We start from the raw sequence: 23,271 nt of genomic DNA, 5'->3' as shown, positions 1-23,271 counted from the left end.
GTTCTTTTTAGGTGATATACTGGAGGTAGATTACTCATCTAATGATGAAGGGAGGTTTACGCGTATGGAAGTAACATTTACAGTAAGTAAATGGGATGAAAAGCCAGTCAATGACACTAGAAAAGATTTCCCTATTAATATTGCCCATGTCGAATATGATATTGACGGTGAATTAAAAGGAAAAGCTTTTGTTGAATATTTATTATATTATTTAGAATCAACTATAGATGATGGTCACTTGGCTACCGCTAAAATTTCCGGATTTTTACATTTCGGAGGAATTTATAAAGGAAAACGAGGGACATTTACAGCTATAGAGCAAGGGATATTTGATAAAGGAAATCTAGATTCCCCTGCAACAATCATCAAAGCTACTGGTGAATTAGAAAGCCTGAAAGGGTCCTATAATTATAAGTTTACAGGTCAAACCAGTAAAATGATTCTAGACTTTGAATTCTAATAAAATATCTTATAATTTAGCAAAAAGGGCATCCACTGTAATACCAGAAATGTCCTTTTTCAAACTAAATTATACCGAAAAACAAGACTCAAAATTTTCAATGGGAGGAAATGATATGAGGATCACGATACAAGAATATGTGGTCAATGAAATAGATTCAGGACCATATGGAATAACCGTAGGAAAAGACGGAGCATTGTGGTTTACGGAACAGAAAGGGAATCGAATTGGTAGAATAAATGCTACTGGTGAAATAAATTCTTTTCCCATTCCGACAGCAAATGCAGGAGCTATGTCAATTATCTCGGACCAGAACGGTGACTTATGGTTTACGGAATATAACTCCAGCAAGATCGGGAAAATGTCTATGAACGGTCTTTTTGAAGAATATGTACTCCCTACAACGAACGCTGCACCTTTTGGCATAACGGAAGGACCAGATGGAGCAATATGGTTTACAGAAATGAATAATGGTAGGATCGGAAGAATAACAAAGTCAGGGGAAATCACCGAGTTTGAATTGCCTAACTCCAAATCATTTCCCTCTTTTATTACTCTGGGATCAGACGGTGCATTATGGTTTACACAGAATCAGAACAATAGGATTGGGAGAATAACCACTAAAGGTGAGGTCAAAGAATATCCAATCCCAACACCCAACTCCGGGCCAATTGGAATTGCGAGCGGACCAGATGGAGCAATATGGTTTGGGCAAATCATGGGCAATAAAATTGGTAGAATTACGTTCGAAGGTGAGGTCAAAGAATTTGTTATACCGACGCCGAACGCTCGTCCTCATGCCATAATACCCGGGAAGAACAGAGATCTTTGGTTCACAGAATGGGGAGGTAACCAAATCAGCCGTATTACAGTTGAAGGAGTTATTACGGAATATACGATACCTACAAATAATGCAGAGCCACATGGTATCACGATTTGTCCGGATGGCGATCTTTGGTTCGCTGAAGAGTGTAATCAAATTGGACGTCTAACAATCATTACGTAATAGGGATATCGTCCATCGCTATCAAGGTAAAATGACATCATATTTCAAAAATAAAAAAGACCAATTACGGTCCTTTTTTCTATCTCTCTTATACAAACACTATAACTGTGTAACTTTATTAGAAACAAGTAATTTTTCAATACATATAGGTAACATATCTAATAGCGTTTCAAATGCGTAATTTACGTCCAGACGCTCCGTCCATTGATGTGCATCTTTTCCTACTGGCCCCATATTTAATACTGGAACGTCAAACTCTTCTAATTCCTGAAGTGGAATCGAATAACCTTTATCCCATAATGGCATATTGTCTACAAGAGAACTCATTGAATCCAATGGGTTTTGTAAGCCCACATAGCTTAAATCTGAAATTCCTCCAAAATAATTTTGATTTTCAAATGTAATGCTATGATTATAGTGGGCATACTTTTCCATTTCTACAACTACCTCTTTAATTAAAGGATTGTTGCGTGAACTCACAGCTGGATAGTATGGCGGAGCAAAGAAAAGTACAATCATCGGAGCCTTTTCTTTACATAAGATAGATAATTTGTCTACTAAATCAATAGTTACCGCACGATCATCTTTATCTTCTCTATTTTTTATAATATTAGATTGAATTTCATCTATTTTTTCTCTTCCATGTTGTTCAATTGCATAAGTGATAAGCTCTTCATACGTTAATACATTTACTTTGAGATTAGGCGGTATGAACGGATTATGCTTAGAAAAATGATACGCTCGCTCCTCATACGATTCTTCGATTTTCTCTGCTACTTTCGTTACTTTTTGGCGTAACAATGAAACTACATCTGTCATCGTTTTTTCTAGTAAAAACAAATTAAATAATGTGACAGCACGATGAGGAATTTGTACAGAATAATCCTCCTTTAAGTCTCTTTGAAGCAAGTTAGTTGGTGGAGGACTCGCTTCACCATCTACAATATCACAAAGGTCAGTATTCAACTCTAATTCCGCTGTTAATAATGCCGCCATATAGCTCCCATTTAATCCTGCAAAAGGTTCGCCTACATGTGTCTCTTTTCCATAGCAAAGGAAACCAGGTAACACCTTACCAATAGAACCAGTATAAATATACTTATTTTGATCACCAGGATGCCTTGAAAACATAGGCTCTGAATTTAGAACCGTTTTATACTCTAAGTCATGTTCTCTTGCTAAATCTAGTAATCTCGGAACAGCAGCCCTCATCCCTACAGAGTTCACTTCTTCATCTGGAACAGCCAATAAAAGAACATTCCCATCAAATCTTCCTTCACAAGCTTGCTCAACCATTGCCATTTGTAAAGCTAGACCACATTTCATATCCATTGTTCCTCTACCAAATAGCCAATCTCCTTGTTCTATATCTTCACGTACATGATCTGGTAGCTCATCTTTATGAGAATAAAACATAGATGTTAACTTTTTAGGGTTAAATGCATCTTCTTTCCACACTCCGTAATCTTGTACATCTACAACATCAAAGTGGCTAACAAGAATTACGGTATTTTTCGTACTATCACTTTTCTTTACTAGGGCTGTAACAAAATATCTTCCATCCCCCGTCGGATTTTTTTGCAAATGATGCGGATTTTGTTTGAAATACTGTAATTCAGATAATTGTTCTACAACAAAGTCTGGTAATATAACTTCAGCTTCTGAACCTGTAATACTAGGAATTTCAACAAGATTGCTTAATAATTGCACCAATTGTTCTTTTGATTGCCACTTTGACATATAAATCCCCCTATTTTTCCGCATTATGAAAATGAATTCCAACATATGAATAAAAAATGACGACAGCTATCAAAATTATAATTCTGATGTACTGCCGATTTTTATTGATATTTCATGAGCTGCTTGTTTTACCTTACTAATAAGAAAAGATAGTCGATCATCATTAATGCGATGACTAATTAACCCAACACTTAATGCTCCTACTACTTTATGATTAAATCCGATAATAGGTGCAGCTACTGAAGCTGTCCCTTCTGTTTTTTCACCATAACTGACAGCATATCCTTCATTGCTTATTTGCTTTATTTGATCAAGAAGAATTTGCTTTTGTTCTGGTAAAGAAGAAAGTAAATCTTCTACAATGTATTCCATTTCATTCGTTTTCATATTAGCAAGCATCGTTTTATTTGCGGCGCCAATCGAAAGTGGAATTTGCTCCCCTAAGTTATCGATAACTCGAATTGTTAAAGGGCTATCAATTCTTTCAATGATAATAGAATGTGTTCCATTTGGAATGTTCAAATAAACACTTTCTTCAACTTCAGAGGCCAAACGCTTCATCACTTCTCTTGCAACAGATCTGTAGTCTACCTTCTCCAATTGACGTAATCCTATTTCCATCCACATTGGTCCAATCTTGTACTGTTTTGTTTCTGAAATTTGCGTAACTAATCCATGCTCCATTAAAGAGTTCAATAACCTATGTACTGTACTAACCGGGAGATGTGTTCTATCAGCTATATCAGAAATAGCCCAATACTCTTTTTCATTTGTAGAATTCAGTAGCTTAATAATACCTATCGCTCGATCAATAGACTGTACCATAACTCGCCTCAACTTTACTTGTAGTATGTTTATCCTAATTAACTATCAATTTAACAAAAATTCAAACTGAAATCAATTAATTTATTTAATTTTCTAACAATAAAGATATAACACTATCAAAAAATGAAAACGCAAACAAAAAAATATTGACTTTTCTTTTTAATTATCTGAAAATTAGAACAAGATTTCACATCACGGAATACATTCCATAATACGGAAAAACATCAATTATCATACTACCAATTATGAAAGTGAGGAAAACAATGACGCAAGTAAACGACACAAACAATGAATTAAAGCGCACGATGAAAGGTAGACATTTATTCATGATTGCACTCGGTGGTGTGATTGGAACGGGGTTATTTAACGGATCTGGTTTTATTATAAGTCAAGCTGGACCTGGTGGATCCGTACTTGCCTTTATGGCCGGTGGATTATTAATGTATCTCGTTATGCTATGTCTTGGTGAGCTTGCTGTAGCAATGCCAGTTTCAGGTTCCTTCCAGGAATATGCGACTAAGTTCATCAATCCCGCAACTGGGTTTACTATCGGATGGTTGTATTGGCTAAGCTGGGCGAATACGACTGGTCTTGAATTTACAACTGCTGGTATTACAATGCAGCGATGGTTTCCTGATATTCCTGTCTGGGTTTGGTGTTTAATATTTGGTGTTACAATATTCACTATTAACGCATTATCCGCTCGTAGTTATGCAGAAACAGAATTTTGGTTTTCAAGTATAAAAGTATCTGCCATTATTGCTTTCATTATTCTTGGCGGCGCTGCTATGTTCGGTTTTATTGATTTAAAAGGAAACGAACCCGCTCCGCTTCTTTCAAATTTCGTAAATCATGGTGGTTTATTCCCAAATGGACTTGCCGCTATCTTATTAACAATGGTTACAGTCAATTATTCCTTCCAAGGTACAGAACTTGTTGGAATCGCAGCAGGTGAAAGTGAAGATCCAGCAAAGACTTTACCTCGTTCTATTAGAAATATAATATGGCGCACGATGTTTTTCTTCGTCTTAGCAATCTTTGTTCTCGTGGCTTTAATTCCTTGGGAAGAGGCAGGATTAACAAAGAGTCCGTTTGTTGCTGTATTTGATAATATAGGTATTCCATATGCAGCTGATATTATGAACTTTGTTATTCTTACTGCTGTTCTTTCTGTCGCAAACTCAGGACTGTACGCCGCAACTCGAATGCTTTGGTCATTATCAAAAAATGATATGGCTCCAGCCTTTTTAAAGAAATTATCATCACGAGGGATACCTCTAAACGCTTTACTCTTGACGATAGCTATTTCTGCCTTTTCTCTTTTGACAAGCGTTGTAGCTGCTGAAACGGTTTACTTATGGCTGATTTCAATTTCTGGAGTCATTACAATTATTGTTTGGATGTCAATTTGTGTTTCTCAATTCTTTTTCCGTAAACATTATTTAGCCGAAGGTGGAAAATTAGAAGACTTAAAATTTAAAACTCCACTTTATCCACTTGTACCAATTCTTGGTTTTGGATTGTATGGCATTATATTAATAAGTCTTATCTTTATCCCAAGTCAAAGACTAGGAATCTATTGCACTGTACCATTTATCATCTTTTGCTACACCTACTATCACTTTAAGATTAAGAAAAAAATTGCTACTAACACTCATACAGAAACTAAAATTAGCGAAACTTCGTAATACTGTACGATATTTAAAAGATCGCACATGGCTTTTACTTTGTGATAAGAACCATAATTTTGCCAAAACGGCTAGCTTATGGTTCTTTTTGTTTGCGGCAAACATATGCTTCCAGGATTTGAAGAATATTTTTAATATCGCTTTTAAATAAAGTCACGGTGTTTATAAAAAAGACGCGATGTTTTGTCCCTTTGGATCTGTTTATCTAAAGAGATGTTTTTATAGTGAAAAGAAGATCTGAACTGAAGGGCGGATTAAGGAACTGCTGAGTAGTAATAAAGTTACTCCACTAAAGGGCCAGATTGTTGAGGAACGTTTTCAGGCAATTAGATTATTCAAGTTTGAATAGATCATTAAGATTATGAAGGTTTTCACTTAAACTGATGGGGCAGTAATACTCAATTAAAAATAATGGTAAAGTTAGTGAAAAGAAGAAGGATTGAAAATCGTATAGATTCATTCATTTTAAGTTTTTGTGTGGCGAGGTATTTGAGAAGTAAGAATGATTTCATCAAAAAAACCATTGGAGCTCCAACCGGTTTTTATATGACTATTTTTCCAGACCCAATTTAACATCATAACAAATTATAAATAAACAATCTATACTTTTGGTTAGATTTTTTATATAGTTTGATTGACAGCAAAACCTAAAAAAAGGGGTGTTATTCATTGAGAATCATTTGTCACCTTGATCAATCTGATTTACAGGAGTATATGCAAAAAGTCTTTGGTACCAGTTATTTGGTTTCTAGTGTAACGAAAATGCATGGCGGTGCACAAAAGGTAGTCTATAAGATTGACTGCAGCAATGGATTTTCCTGCGTTCTGTATGTTTGGGATCTTACCATGAATTATTTTCAAGAAGAAATAGCGAACGGAGATATACATGAGCAATCCTATAGTAGTGATTTATTTGAATTAAATAACAAGTATTTAATCCAACAAGGAATTCAAACTCCCCTTCTATATGATCTGAATAAGGAAAGAAACCGTTATCCTTATGATTATGCTCTCGTTGAATATGTAAGTGGACAAAAGGCAGAAGTTTATTTTCAACATTCCGATTCATATGTTAAAGATAAAGTGTTTCAGCGGATAGGAGATATGCTGGCAGACATGCATGCCAACGAGAGACTTACTCATGGGAGAGCGAATCAAAGTGGGATCAACACGGAAAAATGTCATCACTTGCAAATGAAGAATGCAAAAAAAGATTTAGATTACGCATGCCAACATATTGACAGCATCCGGGCTAGTCATAGCAATCTACTCGATACATTGTACGAGCTTGAATCAAAAATCGAACCAAGAAGTCGTTATGGATTTATACATGGGGAACTCGGCCCTGATCATGTATTAATTAATGACAAACTAGAACCTTATTTGATTGATATCGAAGGAGCCGAGTTCTTTGATATTGAGCATGAGCACAGTTTTTTGCAGTTTCGATTTGGGGATTATTATCGATATTTAAAGAATGATACTCTCGACCCCAACAGGATGTTATTCTATCGATTCCATCATCATATATCCTTAACTTCAGGCGGGTTGAGATTGCTTCACAGAGGATTTCCGAATCAACAATTTGCAAAAGATCTAACCGATCACCATTCCCGTTGTGCACTGCGTTTTATTGAAGGTTGAACTTATGTCATTAAAAATTTAAAGATAGATAGGAGTTAAATACAATGATAAAAGGTTTCGGAGGAATATTTTGGAGAACTAAGAATCTTGATGTTATAAAAAAATGGTACAGTGAGGTGTTGAAGATTGAAATAGAAAATTGGAATGGGACTGTGATTAAACCCGAATTAGGAACTGAGACTATCTTTTCTTTCTTTGCCGAGAATGACAGTTATTTTCCTACAGAACAACAAGTGATGTTAAATTTCCAAGTACATAATCTAAACGAGACTATTCAGCATCTTGAACAAATTGGTGTACCTCTTGAAAAGAAAGAAGAGATTAGTGAATTTGGAAAGTTTATTTGGATTAAAGATCCTGAAGGTCGATTGATCGAACTTTGGGAGAAATAGCCCGTTGTAATCATTTGCTATTAAGCTAACGAGTGCTTTAGTTCAATAAAAAAAGTTGCCTCCTTTGAAGTGCACCTCCGATTATTAGACACAGTCTAACAATCGGAGGTGCACTTTTTTAATCTATCCAACTTAGTATAAGCCTATCCATTTATTAATAATATCGATCTATCAATAAATTACGACAACCACTCTTTGTTATCTGAATTTTCTATATATTAAAGGATATTACTCAAACAACCTCGAATATTGTAATAAACATACATAAGGAGGTTGATTTATTTTGTTTCGTTCATTTACAAATGGATGTGTTGCCTTAGTACAACGCTTCTTACCAGAACCGTTTATTTTATCATGCTTATTAACTGTTTTCGTTATCTTCTTCGGCATGTTTGCAACGCACCAAACACCCGTTGAAATGATTACGCATTGGGGCAATGGCATTTGGGGACTTCTTGCCTTTTCTATGCAAATGGCTCTTGTACTCGTGACAGGATCTGCATTAGCAAACGCTCCTCTTATTAAAAAAGGATTAACGAAAGCAGCGAAACTACCGAAAACAAATGGACAAGGTATTATTGCAATTTCAATCGTAAGTTTACTAGGAGCATACGTAAACTGGGGATTTGGTATTGTTGTATCTGTTTTATATGCAAAAGAAGTCGCAAGACAGTTAGAAGGATTAGATTATAGGTTAGCAATTGCTTCTTCTTACTCCGGATTTCTCATTTGGCATGCCGGTCTCTCTGCTTCTATCCCTCTTACATTAGCAACAGGCGGCGAAACGTTAATCAAAACGACAGCTGGAAGTATTAAAGAAGCGATTCCAATAACAGAAACGTTATTCTCACCATACGCTCTCGTTCCAGTTCTTATCTTTCTCGTTACGATGCCTCTTATTAACCGAGCAATGCATCCAGATGAAAAACATACAATTACTGTAGACCCTAGCGTGTTCCATGAAGAGGCTGCCGCTCAAGAAGTAGAGCAAAAAACATTCGCTGAAAAAATGGAAAATAGTATGTTTATTACACTTTGCATCGGATTATTAGGTCTTATTTATATTTTTAACTATTTTAGTACGAAAGGCTTTAACCTTACACTTGATATCGTTATTTTTATGTTATTAATTGCCGGTCTTATTTTCCACCGTACTCCGATTCAATATATTCGCGCTTTCTCTGACTCAACTAAGAGTGCTTCAGGCATTTTACTTCAGTTTCCGTTCTATGCTGGAATTATGGGGATGATGATTGGAGTAAATAGTGAAGGGCTTTCGCTTGGAGGAGCTATTTCTACTTTCTTTATTAGTATTTCAAATGAAACCACATTCCCGCTCTTTACATTTTTAAGTGCTGGCATTGTAAATATTTTCGTTCCATCTGGAGGCGGTCAATGGGCAGTGCAAGCACCAATTATGATTCCAGCTGGCGCTGAACTTGGTGTACCTGCTGCGAAAACAGCGATGGCAATTGCATGGGGCGATGCTTGGACAAATTTAATTCAACCTTTCTGGGCACTACCCGCATTAGCGATAGCTGGTTTAAGCGCTCGTGATATTATGGGATTTTGTGTTGTTAACTTACTATATGCAGGATTTATCATTAGTCTATGTTTCTTATTTATTTAAACGAAAAGCTAGTTTTATACTAGCTTTTTTATATAATAAATCATTCGTTATCTATACAGCTTATTACCTTTCTCCACTCTATCTCGGCATGATTTAATGCTTCATATGTAAACAAATCTTCACACACTTTTTCAATCATATGAGGATTGTTCTTAAGGAAATTCCACTGCAATACTTTAGGAAGAAAATATGTTTCATATTCTTTACTTCCCCTAATCACCTCATCAACTTCTCTTTCACAAATCCCTCTTATTAAATAATCATTTCTTAATTGTATTTGAATTTGTTTTAACGTTTCACTACACTTCTTCAATTGGACTAAACACTTAATATACGTACGAAAAAGTTCGTCATCATAATTGCAACACTTTATAATACGATCGATTTCATTCATAATGTACGAGCCTTTTCTTCTATTTGTAATAGCCATTTTTCACGCTTCTCTAGTTTACTCGTTTTCACAGATTGAAAAACTGACCGTTTTATATCGCGAATACCACAAAAACGTAAAACCCCTCGTTTCATCATAATCCAATCTGCTGATCGATATAATAGGGCCACGTACCATAACGGTGAGTCTAACGTATTAATAACCCACGCCTTCTTTCCTTTCAATAAGCCTTTCGGTAATGATCCCTCATATTTATAAGCAAATCCAGCTACAAAAATACGATCGATAAATCCTTTTAAAATAGCAGGCATGCCCCACCACCATATCGGATATATGAAAAGAAGAATATCCGCCTTCTGCACTAATTCTCTATATCGCTCCGTCTCTTCTTCATGTAATAAATCACGTCTTTTTTTCTCTTCATTAAATACAAGCACTGGATCAAATTGTTCTCTATACAAATCAAGTATTGTAACAGAATGATTTGTTTCCCCAAGTCCTTTTTGCACATGCTCTAAAATCGCCCCGTTTAAGCTTGAAGGATTAGGATGAGCGTATATAATTAGTACGTTCACTACAAAACAACTCCTTCTTTAGTTAAAGTTTCCCCTTCTTTAACATCTTCTCTACAATTCGCACATTTTTCGAACTTTGTAACAAACGATTTAATACTGTTAGTAACTCTTCTTTTTCTAAACCGTTCAGTTTCTCTTTAACCGTACTCTCACCAGCACCTTGAATATCATACACAACTGCCGCCATATGTTTACAATAATTTTCATAAGGACACTCGCAGCTACTTTCTGTAAAATCTTCAAGATCAATAATCACTTCATAGTTTCCTGCATTTCCAGTAACGAAAGCAAATACTTTCTTGTCGTGTATTTCAACATCTTCTACATGTCCCTCTTCATAATATTCATATCCTCTATCTATAATGTACTTTGGAATCGATTTCGTTATATCTTTTAATAAGTACGCATACATCACAACACCTCTTCCTTTAATTCCCTTTTGACTTCCAAAATACTGCATGTTATTCTAATAACTGTCAAGTAGCGAGTCTACGTGACAAAACGACTGACACCTATTCGGCGAAGGTGTCTCTTTTCATTTGCAGCCGATATGAAGTGCCTCTTTCAGGCACATTCAATCTTTGACACTACACACTCAACACCCATTCCCTTGTATCAGGCTGCTTTAGCAGTCTTTTACTCTACATACTTCGTTATTTCAAGACAAAAAGAGAGCCTAGCTCCCTTTTCCCGCTTTATAAAATACCCCTTTTTCAGCATAGCGATATTCATCATCAGCTAAAGTAATTTTCCCATCCAGTTTGAGTTCATCTAATAGTCTTGATAAATAAAATTGATGTAACATTTTTTTAGTGAATTTTCCTTCATGATGCGAAACGATATGTTCTTGAATATCTAACAATGATATTGGCTTATCTTGCTCTATCATATATTCATAAACTGTACTACGCAGTTTTACGTATTTTTCGAGTGTCACAGTACTTCGCAACCCCTTTCTTCTTATTATATGTTTTCGTAATCGGTTTTTTTGCAACAAAAAAACCTCTCCGATAAGAAGAAGTTACGTATATCTTCGTCTTATCTCCCAGAACAAATATGTTCTGCTGGAATTAGCACCTGCATCGCGGTTGCTGGGTTTCATCGGGCCAGTCCCTCCACCTCTCTGGATAAGAAAATATTCACTTTAAATTTAACTATACGTAATTTTATTATAATTGTCAAATAAATATAAAAATTATATTTTCTTCTTTATTGTTCATACTACAAAAAGATGTACAAAAGGAGGCTACTACGTTGAAAAAGAATGCTCGTGGATACGTACAAGATTCTTTTCAATCATTACAAGAAGCGAAACATTGTTTAGAAGATGCATTACAAACTGTTGAAGAAGATTTTAATCGTGCACGTATTGAACAATCCCTTTACGCTGTAGAACAAGCATTACAAAGATGCGATTATACCGTTCATATTTTAGAACAAGAATGAAAACTTCCCATCAAAAGATGGGAAGTTTTTCTAAATGGCATACTTCATCATTATTACCGTTATTATTAAAAAATATACAGAATTAACAATTTCTAAAATCCCTACTTTTAATATAGAAATCTTTTTGCCATACAACATAATGGCCCGAATTACACTTGGTACAAATATGAGTGAACACCATGGATTTATAGCAAATACAATTACCGTCAATACAATATGATATCCCCAACATATAAAACGATACTTCGAATTGTTTTTTTCACGAATCATCGTTTTCACATAAAACGTACTTCCTAAAAAATATAGAAATGAAATAAGCGCAATGAATAATGCTGTTCTATCAATAAATTTCATTGAGAAATAATAACTTATTAAACCACCCATACAGAACACTATAATCGCGCAAATGTCATTTAGTAATGCTCGTTCATTTTTTTGACGAGCGTAATACATATTTACAATAAACAATGGAATCATTAATACTGCGAATAAAAGAATTCGCCATTCATATAATAAAGAAATCATCCCAAATACGAATGCAATGCTAAAATAAACAATTGCAGCGTGTAGAAATTCTTTTTTTCGTCTTTGCCTTATGTACATAAGAAATGGATAAGTAGCTAGATAGATAAAGAACCAGGCTAAAAACAGTGGAATATGATAAAAAGTAGGTTTACCAAGTAATACACTTAATAGAAATGGTATGACAAGCATCGCCCATGCTCCATGTTGCTTCGGAATAACTAACGTCATTAACTATACACCTCCCTCTTGAAAATAGTTCTCACCTACTATTATACAAATAATTTCATATAATAACGGATATATATTGAATCTATTTTTTGACAATAAAAAATGCTCCTTACAATATGTAAGAAGCATGAAAGAGGCAAACGAATATGTAAGTCGCGACCCTACCTTATATGAGTATGCTTTTCTATGTCACGTTATGCTCATCTAATATACCGTATTTCTTTTTAAATCTTGTGAGGATCGTAATCCATGACGTGCTAAATAACAGAAGGAAAATAACATTCGATATCGCGTGACTAAGATCGAATGAAAAACTTGCGACATAGTAAGCAATAACTGTTTCCCACGTTGCTTCCTGTATAAAGCCAAGAAGTCCCCAAAAGTTCATAATCCAGCCAAATAGAAATCCAACGACAAATCCATATATGAGTCGTCCCCATAGTTTTTTCATCAAAAATGTATTTCGGAGTAATCCTGCTATAAACCCGATCATGCCCCAAGAGAACATTTGCCACGGAGTCCACGGACCTTGTCCTAAAAAAATGTTAGATACAATAGCCGCCGTTGCCCCAATCATAAAGCCAGTTTCACTCCCAAAAACAATTGCAGAAACGATAATGACAAAAGAAGTCGGTTGTACACTCGGTAAAATAGAAAATGGTACCCGGCTAACCGCTGCAATCGCCGCTAACACAGCAACGATAACAATTTCACGTGAAACAAACGCCTTCCTTTCAAAACGGACATAGAAAGGTAACATAATGATAGCTAATAAAAACAAACTACTTACCATGTAATACCCGTCCATAATAAGAGTCGTAAAGAGTAGTGTACATATTACAACGGCAAAAACAAATATTATAAATGCAACATATCGTTTGGACACGCTTCGTACACATCCTCCCACGTTAATGCAAATGGCAACTCTCTACGGATGAATCGGTTAATAGATGTTGTATAAAAGAAGTTACCACTAAAGAACTCTTTCGGTGCATCATTCATAATAACTTTCCCGTCAAATAACATCATACATTGATCAACGTATTTCGCTGCAAACTCAATATCATGCGTTGCCATTACAATTGTTGTACCTTCTTTTTGCAACTGTTTAAATAGCTCTCCTATTCTTTCCTTTTTCCATGGATCGAGTCCCTTTGTCGGCTCATCCAGTAATAATAAAGTTGGCTTTGATAATAACGTTGTACATAATGCGAGTAATTGTTGCTCTCCGCCGCTACAATCATGTGGATGGCGCTCTTTAAGTGAATCTAACCAGAACTTTTTCAACATTTCTTCTGCTATTACTTTTCCCTCTTCGCCATATAATTCATGGGCACGCTCATAAACCTCTTCCCATACTGTATCAAATGTAAAATGATAGTACGGATGTTGCGATACGTACCCTATACTTTTAAATCGTTCTTTCGAATCAATTTTATGTATCACTTTTCCATTCCACTTTACCTTACCTCTTCTAGCTTTTTGTAATCCTGCTAAAATCGTTAACAGTGTAGACTTCCCAGTTCCGTTTTTCCCAACTAGAGCTGTCCATTTTCCCTTTTCGATGTTCACTGTTAAATCTCGTAAAATAAGTGGACTATTTTTTTCATATTGAAAAGATATATGTTCTGCACTTAAAACTACTTCTTGCTTTTCACATTGTTCTACTTGCCCATTCCTATATGATATCGCTGAAAAATCATTCATTTTCATTTGCGCTTCGCGCACTGTAAATGGAATATCTTCTACATTCCACTCTAAAAACAATCTTGGAATTTGCGGAATGAATGGACGGAACTTTTCTACTTCCCACATGTTCGCTATCACACTTTTAGGAATATCATCGTAAACAATTTTCCCGTTATTCATACAAACGACACGAGTCGCTAGCGACATCACTTCATCTAAACGATGTTCACTTAAAACTATCGTAATTCCAAGTTCTTCATTAATACGTTTTAACAATCCTAAAAACTCTTTCGCAGCAATCGGATCTAGCTGCGCTGTCGGTTCATCCAGTAATAGTAGCTTCGGCTGCATGACTAATACTGCTGCTAAATTTACTAGTTGTTTTTGACCACCAGATAAAGTATGAACAGATTGATGTAACAAATCTTGAAATCCTAAAAAGCTAATAAGTTCCGCTATTCTTTTTTGAATAATATGTGATGGTAGCCCGATATTTTCTAACGAGAATGCTAATTCTTGAATAACTGTATCCATTACGAGCTGATTTTCTGGATTTTGAAATACCATCCCAATTTCTTGTGCAGATAATAAATCTGGTACATCTTCTAATAAAGCACCATCATAATATGTATGCCCAGAACGCGTGCCAATTGGAAGTAACTCCTTTTTGAAATGCTTCAATAAAGTTGTCTTCCCAGAGCCGGAACCACCAGCAAGTACTATAAATTCTCCTTTTTGAACAGAAAGAGAAATATGCTGTAACGCTTCTTCATTTTCATCAGCATATATAAATGATAAATTCTTTATTTCTGCATGCGCCACCATATCCATTCCCTTCCTTCCATCATAATTGGTAAACTAATAAACATCATAAATAGGAAAAACATCATTCCATCGTATTGCTGGAACAGTATTGATTCCACTTTCGGATAAATAATCAATTTCCCTCCGCCATAATAACTAAATATGAATGAAGCTATAAATAGAATACTTAAATAACTTAGTGTGTACAAATCACGTCTTTCCATTCTATATCGAATATATGTCGTACGCTTCGTTACACCAAATCCACGAGCTTGCATAGAATCTGCTGTTTGTAGTGCATCTTCTAACGAACAAACTAATAACACTTGCAGTAATTTCATTCCATTTTTTATACGCTCAATGAGTGAACCTGAATCTAATTGTACACCTTTCGTTTTTTGGACGAGTGTAATTTTCTTTAACCGCCTAATAAACAAAGGAACAAATCGCACTGTAATCATCGTTAACAATGCAACTTTCGGTGAAATTCTTGAAAACAAATATAAAAATTTATGACTCGAAATAATATCGTTATAAGAAGCAAATGTAAACATAATTGCAACTAATAATAATCCCATAACAAGTCCATACATACAAGCCTCAAGCTTAATCCGGCTATCTCCTAACCAAAATAACGTAGTCGCCCCTCTATGTGTTAATAAAGAATTAAATAAAATTACCATTAGAAAGAATACGATAGTACTCGGCAGCATGTTTCTTATTTTCTCGCCATTTCCTTGTACTATATTTAAGATTACTATTAGTATAATCGCTCCAATTAAAAAAAGAGGATGAAGACACATCATACATAGTATCATCACCCCAATATAATAGAAAAAATTCACAAAAGGATGTAAAGAAGAAAAGCTTATTTTCATAGTCCTTTACCGAAGATCCTTTCTTAATTTAGTATACATACACCCACTCGACTTTATCTCCAGGCTTAACTGTAACTACACCTGCGCTACGGTTCGGAAATGCACCGTTCACACGATATTTCCATCCACTATTATCATTTACATCTTTTTCATATAAGTTTTCAATACCTTTTACGTAAACATCTCCTTTAGAACCCATTGCATCAACATCTAATCCTGTGCCCTTTAACACACTATACACTGTGTCGCCTTCTTGTACATTAACCTTTTTTGCACCTAATAAGTACCCTTCATTTCCTTTTACTGAGATAGTAACTTGTTTTTCTTGCGGTTTTGGTACTGGTACTGGATCTGGTTTTGGCTTTGGTTCTGGATTTGGTTCTGGATTTGACTGTGGTGGAGCCGGCACAGTTACCTGTTGTTGCCCTTTATTCGGGTCTTCCTTTTGCTCCTGCTTCGGTGTTTCTTTCGGCTGATTAACAACCTTTGCTTCTTCTTTTACTTCTGGTGCTTTCGGTTGCTGAGGTTTCTCTTCTTGTACTTTTTGTTGTTCCGGTTGTTTATTTACAGCAGGCTGTTCCTTTGGTTTCTCTTCTTTCTTTACTTCAGGTTGTTCCTGCGCTTTTTCTTCTTTCGGTTTCTCTTCTACTTTTTGTTCTTGTTTATCTTTCTGCTCTTCTTGTGGTTTCTGTTCCGGTTCAGCTTGTTTCTCTTCCGGTTTCGGTACATCTTTTTGTGCTTCCTGTTTCGCTACTTCTTTTTGCTCTTCTTGCTTAGGTTCGGCCTTCTTCTCAGGTTTTACAGCCGTTTCTTCACATCCGGCTAATAATCCCAATGAAAGAACTAAAGAAATGAACCATTTCATCTTACTCATGCTGTCCCTCACCTTTCATAATAAAGTGAAACTTTAATGAGTGGAGATTTTGTTCATCTCCACTCATTATTAGCCCTCACCTTTTATAATAAAATTAGGAGCAAATGATTGCTCCTAATTTTTGTTAAGCTGCTTTACGTCTCCATAATACATATGCAGAAGCGATACATAATACACCCATACCTACTTCTGTAGCTGCACTATGAGAAGATGCTCCTGTTTGTGGTAATTGATTCTTATTCTTATTTGTTTCTTTATTAACTCGTTCGTTATCTACAACAACTTTTAGATTTTCATCTTTTGGTTGTTTTTGTAACTCTTCTTGTTGTTTCGGTTGTTCTACAACCTCTTTTTCTTCTACAGTTGGTTCTGGTTCCACAATTGGCTCTGGTTCTACAATTGGTTTCGTATCGATTTCATTCTCTACTACATTTGACCAATCATAAATCGATTTTCCAAGATCTTTAAACTGAAGTAAAGCTAAAAATGCTTGCTCTGTAGCCAGTCCGCTACCTTTTTGATCACTTGGTAACCATTTGAACTCACCATTTGGAAGCTGATATGACATTAAATTTTGTACTGCTTTATTAAGACGATTGTGATCTACATCTTTAACTAACGATAGTCCAATAACTGCTTGTGCAGTACTATTAGAATTCTCTTGTCCATCAGCGGCAAAACCACCATTACCTAACTGCTGCTTGTATAAGTAATCCACAGCTTTTTGAATAGCTGGCTTAACGTCTTGTTGTTCTTGATAAGGAGCTAATGCTGCTAATACCATACTTGTTACATCAACGTTACTAGCACTTTCTTTACTACTTGAACTATCATACGTCCAGCCACCGTCTGTATGCTGTGACTGTAAAAGTGCTTGTACTAAAGCAGCTCGATTCCATTTTGCTTCGGCCGGAACCTCATATTTCTTTGTATCTAATGCAAGTAATGTAAATGCGTATCCTGTAACGGAATTCACTTTATCTGATTCAAATAAATTTTGTACTAAATTTTGTCCCTCTACCTTTGTAGGATCTACATTCATTGCATTCATCATAATAATCGTTCTAGCTAAATCTGTTGCTGAAAAACGATTTAAACGCTTCTTAACTTTTTCAGCTACTGGCTTAACATAGTTTATTTTCGTTTCAAGTGGAACATTTACACCTGAACGAGCAAGTCCAATCGCAACCCAATCACTACCAATTCCATCTTGTAACATCTTTTCTGACGTTTTAGAAATCGCTTCGTTTAATTGTGCGGCTGGAATTTCGACTTTCTCTTGCTTTGGTTGTTCTGTTGTTTTATCTTCTAGTTTTGGTTCTTCTGGTTTACCATCTGGCTTTTCTGTTTTTGGCTCTTCTGGTTTTGGTTCCTCTGGTTTACCATCTGGTTTTTCTGGTTTCGGTTCTTCTGGTTTCGGTTCCTCTACCTTTGGCTCTTCTACAGTTTTACAAGTGCCAAATTTATCTAACGTTTGTTGCAATGTTTCTTGACTCATATTGCTCCAGTCTGCGACGTAACGAAATGCAACAACATCCCCAGACTCTAATTTATAACTATCCGCCCCAACTTCTGCAGATTTGTCATTTACATCATACAACCAACCGCTCGTTGCTCCGGCCATTAATCCATCGATGCCCTTTATATACGTTCCAAATGACATACTTTCAGATGTTACTTTGTCACCCATGACTTTTTGTAGCAAACTAAAAGCTGTTTCTCCATCTTCAATGGAAACTTCTTTCGGACATAACATAATTCCTTTTTGTGATTCACCAATAATTGCAAGTTTCGCTGTCTTTCCTTCAGCAAACGTAATATGTACTGTATTCGCAAAAGAAACAAATACAAGTGCCACTGCCATTAATGATGTAAGCAGCCATTTCTTTAACATTGCCATCCCAAAATCCCCTCCCTTTACTAACATTTACACAAAAAAAGACCCTTTAAGGGTATGCGGTTGACACTCTCTTTTTGTAAGTGTCGAACAAAAATGTACAACACCTCCTACCCGCATTAACGAGCAGTAAGACCCCCACCTCAAATTCAACGAAAGCAAAGAAGTTAGGTGGGGATCAACTGCCCGTAAATGCCCGATTGGTGAAGGCTAATAATCAGTGGGGATGAACAAAATCCCCACTGATTAAAGTTTCACTTTATCGTAAAACGATAAACCTATACATTCTGCAAATTTTGATTTTCTGTATTATTTTACTATTGACAAAGAATTTTGTCCATGCTTTATCGGATTTATTTTCTAAGAATAATAGCTTAATAGCCTTCCATTAATAGAAGTCATCCCTCACTATGTAAGCTTTTATCACTAACAATAATTCCATCTTCATCTACATAAACATATTCATTCGGTTTCCATTCAACTTCACCAAATTGCAATGGAATATTTCTTTCTCCTTTTCCTTCTTTTACACTTCTATTTGGCATCGTCCCTAACGCTAAAATACCAATATTAATATTTTTTAGCTCCATAGAATCACGAACATATCCATTTACAATAATTCCTGCTAAGTTTCTTTCTTCCGCAATAGCTGCTAAATTATCACCAAGTAACGCACAATTTTTAGAAGCTCCACCATCAACAACTAATACTGTTCCTTCTGGCAGTGTTTGTAACCCCTCTTTTACTAGTACATTATCATCCTTCACTTTTACTGTTGCGATTTTCCCATAGAATTGTTCTTTCTTCCCATAAGATTGAAAAGACTGGCGACATATTTGTAATTCCTGTTCAAATTCATCACATAGATCCGTAGTTTTCCACATCTCTTTCCCTCTTTTCTTTTCCTTTTATATTACATATTCTTGGATTTTTTTCGTTTCCCTGTCTAATGTTGCAATAATTTGCATGTGCGGTGAACGCTATATACAAATGAAGGAAAATAAAGCTTACCACTTGAAACTATTGCTTTAAGTAAAAAGCTTTATTATAATCTATTCCACTCCTATGAAAACCATTTATTCTAGCATAAATATAAGAAGGGATTGATCATAATGATCCATCCCTTCTGTCAAAGTATAATGCCACTAAAAATTCTTTAAAAATCTTAGTTCCAAATTTTATTTACCCATTCAGGATGATCAATAAAAGGATTGCGATTATGTTGATATTTTGTAAAAATCACTTCATTACGCTTTCGCTCTAAATCATCGACAGGGTCTTGTTCATTCCATTTTAGTAAAACAGATAGTTTCCCCATGTATGGATCTTTGTTGTTATTCACCTTTTCATTTAGTTCTAAGTCTATTTCGCCGTTGTCTCCTTCGTAACGAACAGCCATGTAAAACAGCATTCTAGCGATATCTCCTTTTACACTATCACGAGGTTCCCAAGAATCACTATCATATTTACATTCTGTCGCTTCCGAATGATTCATACCACCATTATCAAAATCCAGATTTCCACGTGAACTATTTACAGATACATCTGTCGCTCTTAAATGATGCAGATCTGTTCCTGGTCCTGCAGCCGTTCCAAAATCACCGTGTGATTTTGCCCAAACATGCTCTCGGTTCCAGTTATCAACTCCTGAACCATTCGTAAATTTCCCTTGCGAACGCCCCGTATATAAGAGCAACACATTATTTTTATTATTTGGATCTTCATCAGTATCTCTTAGCGCTTCCCAAACCGCACTGTATGATATCTTTGTATGATTATCAATAACATTATGAAGTTCCTTCTTTAATTCTAAACCCGTTTTTCCTATAGCGTTATTATAATATGTATCGTCATAGTTTTTTACAGTAATCTCTTGTGCTGAAAACGTATCTACTTGTGGAGATGCAGAAACTACTTCACCATGTATGATCTCTATGAATGATAGAGATGCAGAAACTAAAATAAAAAATGAAGATAGTGTAACCATAGCAAGTTTTGTGTTTCGGAACTTCATATACCCATTTCCCCTTTAAAATATAATTTGAAGTCATTCACTAAAAATGTTCTCCCTAAAACTACGAAAACGTTTAAAACTCCATTCCCCTTCTCTTTTTATTTAATACAAAACCCTATTCAGTCTGTATCATTTCCACACTTTTGGTTTATCTACTTTTCAAAAAAATTCACTTTTCACAAGGAATATCCTTCTCTAGTAAAGATTATTAAACTATTCTTTACAATTAAAAAGTAGTTTAATGTTAACTTATAAATTTCGATTTTTTTATGCAATTATGCATATTTAATAAATTGTTCAAAAAACATTTTGAATAAAAATCATTCAAAGAAAACCGTGCAACAAAACAGATAGAGTCTAGGACAGAAATAGTACAAATCAAGATAATAGCTCGACTTTTCCTTTTTCCATAACTGTCTTTATTTTTTGTGTAAAACTCTTCTTCCTCTGAAGAATAAGTACAAAAATAGATTGGATACCATGTAGGCACCAATCTATTTTAATTAAAGAAACTGTGTTAATTCTGCATTCACAACACGTTGTGCAGTAATAATAACACTTTCAGCTGTTATTCCATAAACACTATATAGTCCACCAGGTTGATTAGGAACAATTTGAACTTCATATTCAAATGCTTGTCCAAAAGCAGGATGAACTAAACTTAGAGTTTCAATAGTAGAAGCATTAGAATTCACATTGAAATTCACCTGTTCAATTAATACTATTGAACCGTCAAGTCTAAAAACTCTAGCTACTCCAGTAAGTGGGCCAGCAGTACGGTTAAGGATTTTCACCCTAACTCTATTTGCATTAGCAGGTTGATTTCCCAAGTTTTCAATAGGACCTGTAGTAAAAGCCATATTACATTCACCTCCATTATATTATTACAATATTCAATGTTATACATTAATGCTATAAACTAATTACTCAATTTATTTTAAATAAAAAAGCTCATTTCTTATCTTTTCAAATAAGAAACAAGCTTTTCTTTTCCAACTACTAATCCTAATATAGGTCTATCTGTCTCGAAAACTTTTGGAGTTACTTGACGTTTATGATAAGAATAGTACTATCTTTATTTATTTGGCACCGAATCTATATACTTTTTAACTACTTCATATACATATTCTTGATTTGCCGCTGCGGTATTTGGGTTGTATTTTCCGCCGTTTGTTTTATTGTTAGATAATACTCGAATTCCTAAGAATGGTACGTCATAAGCTTTCGCGATTTGGGCTGCGGCAGCACCTTCCATTTCTTCTACAGATGTACCGTATTTTGTATGGAACCACTTAATTCTATCAACTTCATTATTCCAAACGTCTGCTGAACCTATAGTACCTTCTACCACTTTACCTTTTGTATACTTGTCTTTTACTGCATTAGCTGCTGCAAGTAAATCCTTATCTCCCTCGTAGTATCGGATTTTCTCAGCATTTGGATCTTCTCCTGCACTTCCTTCAGAAGCCATCAGGTCCATAGATATCCATTTTGCCGGCTCAATCCCTTGGTTCTCATTCATATTTGTTGTTTTTAATGAACCTATATTCGCGACTTTTTTTCCTAAAACAATATCAAATACGTTTAAATTAGGATCATGTCCACCTGATGTTCCTTGGTTAATAATCGCTATAGGCTTATATTTTTCAATAGCCACTGCTGTAGCGGCTGCTGTATTTTCCATTCCTTTACCTGTTTTCGCAACGATTACAGGATAATTGTCTACAGTTCCTTTATAAAATACAAAACTCCCAGACTTTTCTTCTTTCACATTTTTTAACCTTTTTGCAAATTTTTCAGCTTCTATTGGCATTGGGCCTTGAATTAAGATAGGATTTTGAGTACTTTTCGCCTCTGCTGCTTGTTTTGGACTAGCATTACATCCTGCAAGTATTGAGAATGATAATGCGATAGTAGTTGCTAGAGCACCATATTTTTTCAACAGGTTTTTCTTCATAAATAATCTCTCCTCTTTCTCTTGTTGTTTTCTATACTCGATGTTTTGGTCCAAAGAAAAAAGCTCTAGAAATTGTAGAAGAATCTCTACTTTCTAGAACTACGGTAGTCAAAGTTAATTAAGCAAAAGATGAGGCCATTGCTAAATTATAGATCGGTAGCGGCTCAATACACCGAACGACCGAATACTTTAACCCGTAGTCCAGTTCTTTCATTGGGAACTAGGTAGAAACGCTCGGACCATATTACCGAGTATATACGAGTGATGTTATTTAAAATTATTATATTGCTAATATAACAAACTATTTGTGAATATACAACAAAAATATGAACGTTTTTATATAAATGTATTAAAATGTTCGTTTTTTTAAAGCATAATAGATGAAATATATTGTTTTTAAATGGATTGACCCGTTAAAACCCAAAATCCATATACTGAACTAGAATTAGTTCAGTATATGGATTTCAATGAGTTCTCTTTGAAGTTATATAAAGGTATATTTATCTTTTCCCTTCAGTACACGTTACTTTAAAAATAATGAAGTTGTTCAATTTTAGAGGTTCAAGTAGAAAAATCCCACAACATATTATAAATATGCTGTGGGATTG

General features: G+C 35.1%; 23 protein-coding genes and 2 riboswitches. Of the genes, 7 read left to right on the top strand and 16 right to left on the bottom strand.

The annotated features are described in order from the left end of the window. Positions 1–64: 64 nt before the first annotated feature. Positions 65–460 (top strand): DUF3224 domain-containing protein, encoded by a 396-nt coding sequence (locus tag ACE38F_RS12575; RefSeq protein ID WP_215552532.1) that lies wholly within the window; start codon positions 65–67, stop codon positions 458–460. 115 nt (positions 461–575) lie between these two features. Next, entirely contained in the window at positions 576–1,466 is an 891-nt protein-coding gene (locus ACE38F_RS12570; protein ID WP_375370432.1) for a Vgb family protein, read from the top strand. Between the two features lie 99 nt (positions 1,467–1,565). Here ACE38F_RS12570 and ACE38F_RS12565 read toward each other — a convergent pair whose 3' ends face one another. Both ACE38F_RS12565 and ACE38F_RS12560 read right to left on the bottom strand, forming a co-directional pair. Beyond that, positions 1,566–3,206, bottom strand: coding sequence for a M20/M25/M40 family metallo-hydrolase (locus ACE38F_RS12565; protein ID WP_375370433.1), 1,641 nt, complete (start codon positions 3,204–3,206; stop codon positions 1,566–1,568). Between the two features lie 75 nt (positions 3,207–3,281). After that, positions 3,282–4,031, bottom strand: a complete 750-nt coding sequence (locus tag ACE38F_RS12560; protein ID WP_375370434.1) for an IclR family transcriptional regulator — start codon at positions 4,029–4,031, stop codon at positions 3,282–3,284. 263 nt (positions 4,032–4,294) lie between these two features. Here ACE38F_RS12560 and ACE38F_RS12555 point away from each other — a divergent pair, with 263 nt between their 5' ends. The 4 genes from ACE38F_RS12555 (at position 4,295) to ACE38F_RS12540 (ending at position 9,385) form a co-directional block, all read left to right on the top strand. Beyond that, positions 4,295–5,719 carry an amino acid permease gene (locus ACE38F_RS12555; protein WP_375370435.1) on the top strand — a complete coding sequence of 475 codons (1,425 nt, stop codon included), beginning with the start codon at positions 4,295–4,297 and terminating at the stop codon, positions 5,717–5,719. A 714-nt stretch (positions 5,720–6,433) separates the two neighbouring features. Next, on the top strand, positions 6,434–7,363 hold the full coding sequence (locus ACE38F_RS12550; protein ID WP_375370531.1) for a phosphotransferase: 930 nt from the start codon (positions 6,434–6,436) through the stop codon (positions 7,361–7,363). Positions 7,364–7,407: 44 nt separating this feature from the next. Next, positions 7,408–7,755, top strand: a complete 348-nt coding sequence (locus tag ACE38F_RS12545) for a VOC family protein (RefSeq protein ID WP_002033235.1) — start codon at positions 7,408–7,410, stop codon at positions 7,753–7,755. Positions 7,756–8,038: 283 nt separating this feature from the next. Continuing rightward, positions 8,039–9,385, top strand: a complete 1,347-nt coding sequence (locus ACE38F_RS12540) for a short-chain fatty acid transporter (RefSeq protein WP_375370436.1) — start codon at positions 8,039–8,041, stop codon at positions 9,383–9,385. Between the two features lie 40 nt (positions 9,386–9,425). On the opposite strand, the gene ACE38F_RS12535 is transcribed toward ACE38F_RS12540, so the two are convergent. The 4 genes from ACE38F_RS12535 to ACE38F_RS12520 form a co-directional block, all read right to left on the bottom strand. Further along, positions 9,426–9,779, bottom strand: a complete 354-nt coding sequence (locus ACE38F_RS12535) for a group-specific protein (RefSeq protein WP_375370532.1) — start codon at positions 9,777–9,779, stop codon at positions 9,426–9,428. Next, positions 9,776–10,351 carry an NAD(P)H-dependent oxidoreductase gene (locus ACE38F_RS12530; protein WP_375370437.1) on the bottom strand — a complete coding sequence of 192 codons (576 nt, stop codon included), beginning with the start codon at positions 10,349–10,351 and terminating at the stop codon, positions 9,776–9,778. The genes ACE38F_RS12535 and ACE38F_RS12530 overlap by 4 nt, the downstream gene beginning before the upstream one ends. A 22-nt stretch (positions 10,352–10,373) precedes the next feature. Continuing rightward, the gene (locus ACE38F_RS12525) at positions 10,374–10,763 is read right to left on the bottom strand and encodes an SWIM zinc finger family protein (RefSeq protein ID WP_375370439.1); all 390 of its coding nucleotides are present in this window, start codon (positions 10,761–10,763) and stop codon (positions 10,374–10,376) included. A 264-nt stretch (positions 10,764–11,027) separates the two neighbouring features. Next, on the bottom strand, positions 11,028–11,348 hold the full coding sequence (locus tag ACE38F_RS12520; RefSeq protein WP_002110869.1) for a hypothetical protein: 321 nt from the start codon (positions 11,346–11,348) through the stop codon (positions 11,028–11,030). Between the two features lie 38 nt (positions 11,349–11,386). Next, positions 11,387–11,485: riboswitch (SAM riboswitch) on the bottom strand. Positions 11,486–11,605: 120 nt separating this feature from the next. Between ACE38F_RS12520 and ACE38F_RS12515 the strand changes: the two genes are divergently transcribed. Beyond that, entirely contained in the window at positions 11,606–11,797 is a 192-nt protein-coding gene (locus tag ACE38F_RS12515) for a hypothetical protein (protein WP_215553619.1), read from the top strand. 30 nt (positions 11,798–11,827) lie between these two features. Here the strand turns inward: ACE38F_RS12515 and ACE38F_RS12510 are convergent, their stop codons facing one another. From ACE38F_RS12510 to ACE38F_RS12465, 10 genes are all read right to left on the bottom strand, one after another. After that, positions 11,828–12,550, bottom strand: coding sequence for a YwiC-like family protein (locus ACE38F_RS12510; RefSeq protein WP_375370440.1), 723 nt, complete (start codon positions 12,548–12,550; stop codon positions 11,828–11,830). Between the two features lie 184 nt (positions 12,551–12,734). Next, positions 12,735–13,436, bottom strand: a complete 702-nt coding sequence (locus ACE38F_RS12505; protein ID WP_215553621.1) for an ECF transporter S component — start codon at positions 13,434–13,436, stop codon at positions 12,735–12,737. After that, positions 13,409–15,070, bottom strand: coding sequence for an ABC transporter ATP-binding protein (locus tag ACE38F_RS12500; RefSeq protein ID WP_375370441.1), 1,662 nt, complete (start codon positions 15,068–15,070; stop codon positions 13,409–13,411). The genes ACE38F_RS12505 and ACE38F_RS12500 overlap by 28 nt, the downstream gene beginning before the upstream one ends. Continuing rightward, positions 15,043–15,921, bottom strand: coding sequence for an energy-coupling factor transporter transmembrane component T (locus tag ACE38F_RS12495; protein ID WP_375370442.1), 879 nt, complete (start codon positions 15,919–15,921; stop codon positions 15,043–15,045). The genes ACE38F_RS12500 and ACE38F_RS12495 overlap by 28 nt, the downstream gene beginning before the upstream one ends. Positions 15,922–15,949: 28 nt before the next feature. Next, complete coding sequence (locus ACE38F_RS12490; RefSeq protein WP_375370443.1) at positions 15,950–16,795, bottom strand: DUF4430 domain-containing protein; 846 nt, start codon at positions 16,793–16,795, stop codon at positions 15,950–15,952. A gap of 124 nt (positions 16,796–16,919) precedes the next feature. Next, positions 16,920–18,695 carry a DUF4430 domain-containing protein gene (locus ACE38F_RS12485; protein ID WP_375370444.1) on the bottom strand — a complete coding sequence of 592 codons (1,776 nt, stop codon included), beginning with the start codon at positions 18,693–18,695 and terminating at the stop codon, positions 16,920–16,922. A 395-nt stretch (positions 18,696–19,090) separates the two neighbouring features. Next, positions 19,091–19,576 (bottom strand): ribonuclease E activity regulator RraA, encoded by a 486-nt coding sequence (gene rraA / locus ACE38F_RS12480; protein WP_215553626.1) that lies wholly within the window; start codon positions 19,574–19,576, stop codon positions 19,091–19,093. A gap of 281 nt (positions 19,577–19,857) precedes the next feature. Further along, complete coding sequence (locus tag ACE38F_RS12475) at positions 19,858–20,706, bottom strand: endonuclease I family protein (protein WP_375370445.1); 849 nt, start codon at positions 20,704–20,706, stop codon at positions 19,858–19,860. A 503-nt stretch (positions 20,707–21,209) separates the two neighbouring features. Beyond that, positions 21,210–21,566 (bottom strand): hypothetical protein, encoded by a 357-nt coding sequence (locus ACE38F_RS12470; protein WP_002146626.1) that lies wholly within the window; start codon positions 21,564–21,566, stop codon positions 21,210–21,212. A gap of 215 nt (positions 21,567–21,781) precedes the next feature. Next, positions 21,782–22,663, bottom strand: a complete 882-nt coding sequence (locus ACE38F_RS12465) for a 5'-methylthioadenosine/S-adenosylhomocysteine nucleosidase (RefSeq protein WP_375370446.1) — start codon at positions 22,661–22,663, stop codon at positions 21,782–21,784. A 177-nt stretch (positions 22,664–22,840) separates the two neighbouring features. After that, positions 22,841–22,944: riboswitch (purine riboswitch) on the bottom strand. Between the last annotated feature and the right edge of the window lie 327 nt (positions 22,945–23,271).

Source organism: Bacillus altaicus (assembly GCF_042136375.2).
Taxonomy (GTDB): Bacteria; Bacillota; Bacilli; order Bacillales; family Bacillaceae_G; genus Bacillus_A; species Bacillus_A cereus_U.
Note: the sequence above shows the minus strand (reverse complement) of the source record. Positions and strands in the feature narration are given on the sequence as shown.

Coding starts and splice junctions, on each gene's coding strand:
- ACE38F_RS12470 (WP_002146626.1), bottom strand. CDS start 21,566: ATGGCTTTTACTACAGGTCCTATTGAAAACTTGGGAAATCAACCTGCT.
- ACE38F_RS12475 (WP_375370445.1), bottom strand. CDS start 20,706: ATGAAGTTCCGAAACACAAAACTTGCTATGGTTACACTATCTTCATTT.
- ACE38F_RS12560 (WP_375370434.1), bottom strand. CDS start 4,031: ATGGTACAGTCTATTGATCGAGCGATAGGTATTATTAAGCTACTGAAT.
- ACE38F_RS12500 (WP_375370441.1), bottom strand. CDS start 15,070: ATGGATATGGTGGCGCATGCAGAAATAAAGAATTTATCATTTATATAT.
- ACE38F_RS12550 (WP_375370531.1), top strand. CDS start 6,434: ATGCAAAAAGTCTTTGGTACCAGTTATTTGGTTTCTAGTGTAACGAAA.
- ACE38F_RS12545 (WP_002033235.1), top strand. CDS start 7,408: ATGATAAAAGGTTTCGGAGGAATATTTTGGAGAACTAAGAATCTTGAT.
- ACE38F_RS12570 (WP_375370432.1), top strand. CDS start 576: ATGAGGATCACGATACAAGAATATGTGGTCAATGAAATAGATTCAGGA.
- ACE38F_RS12510 (WP_375370440.1), bottom strand. CDS start 12,550: ATGACGTTAGTTATTCCGAAGCAACATGGAGCATGGGCGATGCTTGTC.
- ACE38F_RS12525 (WP_375370439.1), bottom strand. CDS start 10,763: ATGTATGCGTACTTATTAAAAGATATAACGAAATCGATTCCAAAGTAC.
- rraA (WP_215553626.1), bottom strand. CDS start 19,576: ATGTGGAAAACTACGGATCTATGTGATGAATTTGAACAGGAATTACAA.
- ACE38F_RS12535 (WP_375370532.1), bottom strand. CDS start 9,779: ATGAATGAAATCGATCGTATTATAAAGTGTTGCAATTATGATGACGAA.
- ACE38F_RS12495 (WP_375370442.1), bottom strand. CDS start 15,921: ATGAAAATAAGCTTTTCTTCTTTACATCCTTTTGTGAATTTTTTCTAT.
- ACE38F_RS12565 (WP_375370433.1), bottom strand. CDS start 3,206: ATGTCAAAGTGGCAATCAAAAGAACAATTGGTGCAATTATTAAGCAAT.
- ACE38F_RS12555 (WP_375370435.1), top strand. CDS start 4,295: ATGACGCAAGTAAACGACACAAACAATGAATTAAAGCGCACGATGAAA.
- ACE38F_RS12485 (WP_375370444.1), bottom strand. CDS start 18,695: ATGGCAATGTTAAAGAAATGGCTGCTTACATCATTAATGGCAGTGGCA.
- ACE38F_RS12575 (WP_215552532.1), top strand. CDS start 65: ATGGAAGTAACATTTACAGTAAGTAAATGGGATGAAAAGCCAGTCAAT.
- ACE38F_RS12490 (WP_375370443.1), bottom strand. CDS start 16,795: ATGAGTAAGATGAAATGGTTCATTTCTTTAGTTCTTTCATTGGGATTA.
- ACE38F_RS12465 (WP_375370446.1), bottom strand. CDS start 22,663: ATGAAGAAAAACCTGTTGAAAAAATATGGTGCTCTAGCAACTACTATC.